Source organism: Pseudoflavonifractor sp. 60 (assembly GCF_009911645.1).
GTDB lineage: Bacteria > Bacillota > Clostridia > Oscillospirales > Oscillospiraceae > Lawsonibacter.
In genome coordinates, this window is record NZ_QWKI01000307.1 from 1 (window position 1) to 3,757 (window position 3,757).

Annotated in this window: 5 protein-coding genes and 2 pseudogenes; all 7 read right to left on the bottom strand. The window is 55.6% G+C overall.

Translation table 11 applies throughout. The annotated features are described in order from the left end of the window. Nucleotides 1-182, bottom strand: a pseudogene (locus tag D1646_RS21965) (hypothetical protein); the annotation flags it as partial. After that, nucleotides 175-657, bottom strand: a complete 483-nt coding sequence (locus tag D1646_RS21970; RefSeq protein ID WP_160638468.1) for a phage holin family protein — start codon at nt 655-657, stop codon at nt 175-177. The pseudogene D1646_RS21965 and the gene D1646_RS21970, both read right to left, overlap by 8 nt. Beyond that, nucleotides 654-794: an XkdX family protein gene (locus tag D1646_RS21975; protein ID WP_160638469.1), complete on the bottom strand. Its 141-nt coding sequence runs from the start codon at nt 792-794 to the stop codon at nt 654-656. The genes D1646_RS21970 and D1646_RS21975 overlap by 4 nt, the downstream gene beginning before the upstream one ends. Before the next feature lie 10 nt (nt 795-804). After that, a complete protein-coding gene (locus tag D1646_RS21980) occupies nt 805-1,155 on the bottom strand; it encodes a hypothetical protein (protein WP_160638470.1) in 351 nt (116 codons plus the stop codon). A gap of 45 nt (nt 1,156-1,200) precedes the next feature. Next, nucleotides 1,201-1,950: a hypothetical protein gene (locus tag D1646_RS21985; RefSeq protein ID WP_160638471.1), complete on the bottom strand. Its 750-nt coding sequence runs from the start codon at nt 1,948-1,950 to the stop codon at nt 1,201-1,203. Between the two features lies 1 nt (nt 1,951). Then, a complete protein-coding gene (locus D1646_RS21990) occupies nt 1,952-2,329 on the bottom strand; it encodes a collagen-like protein (RefSeq protein WP_160638472.1) in 378 nt (125 codons plus the stop codon). A gap of 15 nt (nt 2,330-2,344) precedes the next feature. Then, nucleotides 2,345-3,757: pseudogene (locus D1646_RS21995) on the bottom strand (hypothetical protein); the annotation flags it as partial.

Genomic DNA, 3,757 nt, shown 5'->3' on the forward strand with positions numbered 1-3,757 from the left:
ACCGACCAATTGCAGGCATCCAGCGGGGTGCAGGTCTGGCCGGTAAGCGTCTCGATGACCATAGCCGCGCAGCTGGGGCCGCAGCCGGAGCCGCTCACCGTGGCGCTCTCCCCCGGGACCCGATAGGGCTTGTCCCTCCACCGGGAGTCGGTCTGGAGGTAGGACACAGGCCGTTTATTCATCTCCATCCTCCTTGCCGCCCAGAACGTCCCCGGCCTTGTCCACGGCGTCTCGTCCGGCGGCCAGCAGCTGCACCAGCCAGCCGGGGACAGGAGCGCCCATAGCCACGGCGTTCTCGGTGATGGAGCCCAGCTCCGTGATGATGTACCACACCAGCACCACCGGGCAGACCAGCCCCGGGTACTGGATGGGCAGGGCCAGCACGGGCAGGTTGAGCAGCACAATCTCGATCAGCAGGTCCGCCCCGGCGGCCACCAGGACCACCACGATCATGCCGGCCTTGTGCCAGATGCCCTCCCGGGCGTGGGCGGAGGACCAGCTGCCCTCCTTGCAGGCGGCGGCGGTGCCGGACAGATAATCCAGTACCATGAAGCCAACCCAAAATACTACCAGCCACCCCAGCCAGCCCCACAGGCCGGTCAGCACGCCGGTCAGGGCGGTGACAGCGGCCTTGAAGCCGTCCACTCTCTCGTTCACATTGCACCTCCGTAGTGTTCCCCGGTGATCTCCCGGAACTGCTCCGGGGTGATGACCCCCTTCTTCACGGCGGAACGCACCATGGCGGCGCTCCAGAGCTTGCGGTCAAAGTTGCGCTTGATGATATCAAAATTCATAAGTACCTCCTTAAACCTCGTCGGGCAGGCTGTTCAGGGCCAGGAACTCCAGGGCGGCGGCGGTGCGCTCCTCCACGCTGGGGCCGGGGTCGGGGGGATTGTCCTCAAAGTCCTCGATGGCCGCCAGGATTTCCTCGTCGGACATACCGCCGGCGATGGCCGCCCCCTGCTTCTTCCGGATGGCCACAAAGGTGTCGAAAACCTCCGCGCAGCCGCCGTTAATGGGGGGCGCGGTGATGACCATCTTCACCCCCGGCAGCTTCGCCCAGGGATAGCGCTCCGCCCACTCCTGCGCCGTGAACTGCGCCCCGCTGGGGGTGATGATGGAATCGGTCTTGTTCCAGATTTGGTATCTTGCCATTTTTGCATATCTCCTTTCAGACGGTACAGCGGTTGTTCATATGTGTCAAATTTCTGGTCCAGCCACCAAAGTCTTGTTTGTAGGCGAAGAAAATGTATATGTTACAATATCAAACAAACCAACTGTGCCATCGCCTTTTATAACAGGAACAATTTCAGAAACAAGCTGATTTGAAGAATCATATGCTTTTAGGCCATAAAATGCGTAATTGGATCCAACAGGGCCTGTCGTTCCTACTTTTCCATAAGACCCTAGGATAACGGGGTCTCTAAGATTAGCTTCAGTAGTAATATATGTACCACTTATATCTTGTTCTGCGCCATTTACAGAAAATCTTTGAGTAATTGGCCGGTCAATAATGATTGTCGCCTTATCTGTTTTGCTATATGGAATGTATCGTGAAATACTTCTACTCAATGCGGCGTTACTCGATGTTTGACCCTGCAAAAAAGTATATCTGCTGTTAGATGATGAGTAATACACCAAAGAAGAGCACCAATAGTTTCCACTATATCGGATATATGACCCCAAAATGTTTACATCTCCGGTCCCTATCAGATCTGATACAGTAAGTTCGATTTTAATATCTGGGAACCACGTTTTTGTGTAAACAGGATTTAAAGTACTCAAAAGTACATATCCCAGGTTTGGATTCTTAATATATTGCAGTTCTGTGTATTCAGCGGGCAACCGGGGTGCTTTCTGAAAAATCAGCGCATCCCCCAGATAGACCCTCCCGATTGCTTCATCTCCCAGAAAGCACTTTTTCACCTTCTTGCCGTCAATGCAGATCATGTCAGCCCTCCGGAATCAGGTAAAAGACACCGGGGTCGCGGCTCTCCAGCCCGTCGTACTCCTCCTGGGTCAGTTTGACCAGAGGGATGTCCTTCCCGTCCTGGCCAGCCGGGCCCTGTTCCCCCTGGGGCCCCTGCTCTCCCTGGAGTCCCTGAGGGCCGGGCTCTCCCTTGGGCCCCTGTTCCCCCTGGGGACCTCGCTCACCCTGCGGTCCTTGCGGTCCAGTCTCGCCCTGCGGACCCTGCTCCCCTTGGGGACCCTGCTCACCTTGCGGCCCGGCCGGACCCTGCGGCCCGGGTTCCCCCTGGAGGCCCCGAGGCCCGGCAGGTCCGCGCCTGCCTCTCAGTCCCGCGACTGCGGTACCGTCTACATAAATCATCGTATAGTCCCTCCTTCAGACATAGCGATAGGCTTCCACGGAATTTATAAAGGCTTCCGCCCCTCCACATCCTCCCCCAAATAAAGCATAGCTCCCAATAGAAGCAGCTCCATGTTCCGCTCTTTGGACCTTCAATTCCGTTTGCACTTGACGGACCAAAAACGGGTCATATGACTCAACTATCCCGCAGATGCCTACACTCCATCCCGTAAAACCTCCTGCAAATACCGCAGTATCTTTCAGAGTGCTCCCTTGCAATCCATGTCTTGCAACGGAAAGCGGCTCAGGCGTAGTCCGGGTTAAAAACAAATCATAGGCATCGACCGAGTCCAAAACAGTGTCCGGGTTTGCCGATCTATTTCTCCCCCCAGCAAACACAACGTAGTTTCCCGCTCTTGCGGCAGCCAGTCCAGTTCTTGCGACCGACAAAGAGGTGAGAAGGACTCTAGTCAAGGAAGAATCGTAAGCGGTCGGAACACCACTCGCCTCGTTTCCTCCTGCAAAAACAGCGTAATTATCGTTGGAAGCGGCTGCCAAATCTGAACATGGGGTTGATAATTGAACGGGGGTGGTATGGGTTGAATTTTGGTCATATGCGTCAACGCTTGCAGTGGATTCGCCTGAACTAATCGCTCCACCTCCAAATATTGCATGATTCGATATCGAAGTGGCAGAATGATGGCTTTTTGGATTGGTTAAATCTTCCAGTTCTGTTATTGTTAATGAGTTGTCAATTTGTTCAACTTTTTTGATGTTAACCGCTGTACCTGCGCCATTAGCGCCCACGTCTCCCAAACCGCCTCCCAAAAAAACTTTTCCGCCCAAGGAAGTCGCTTGGGAACGGTAGCGGAAATTGAGCAAAGAATGACTTGAATCACGTGTTAAATTCGCGTCATAAACGTCTATATGTTTAAGGCTCAGAAGAACACCGTCATATCTTTTATTTTGGCCACCAGCAAATATCGCATGAGAATCTGTAGAAGCCGCCGAAAGATATTTTCTCACGCTGGAGAGCGGAGTCGCATCCCCGAAATACTCCACGTGAACCTCCGCAGTCAGGGCGGCGTTATACTGGGAGGTCACCTGGATGGTCACCGTATTATACTGGGCCACGCCCCGGACGGCGGTAACCTTCCAGGTACCCTCCAGGGGCAGCTCCAGCACGACGGTGCCGGTGGCGGACAGGCCCTCCACCTCGGTGCCGCCGGAGTGGGTGGCGGTGACCACGGCCCCCACATCGGAGGTGACGGTCAGCGTGGCCAGAAAGCTCTGCTCCACCGCACCGTCCACTCCGAAGATGGAGACCCCCTTCTTGATGTTGCCGGAGGTGAGGTTGGGGTCCCCCTGGATTGTCTGGACACCGCTCAGATACTGGCCGTTGGCGATGGTCTGGGCCTGGGTACCGGGGGTATAGGTGCGCGCGCCCAG

Bases quoted from the DNA above. Each gene is read 5' to 3' on its own strand.
- D1646_RS21975 (WP_160638469.1), bottom strand. From the start codon at position 794: ATGAATTTTGATATCATCAAGCGCAACTTTGACCGCAAGCTCTGGAGC.
- D1646_RS21985 (WP_160638471.1), bottom strand. From the start codon at position 1,950: ATGATCTGCATTGACGGCAAGAAGGTGAAAAAGTGCTTTCTGGGAGAT.
- D1646_RS21990 (WP_160638472.1), bottom strand. From the start codon at position 2,329: ATGATTTATGTAGACGGTACCGCAGTCGCGGGACTGAGAGGCAGGCGC.
- D1646_RS21980 (WP_160638470.1), bottom strand. From the start codon at position 1,155: ATGGCAAGATACCAAATCTGGAACAAGACCGATTCCATCATCACCCCC.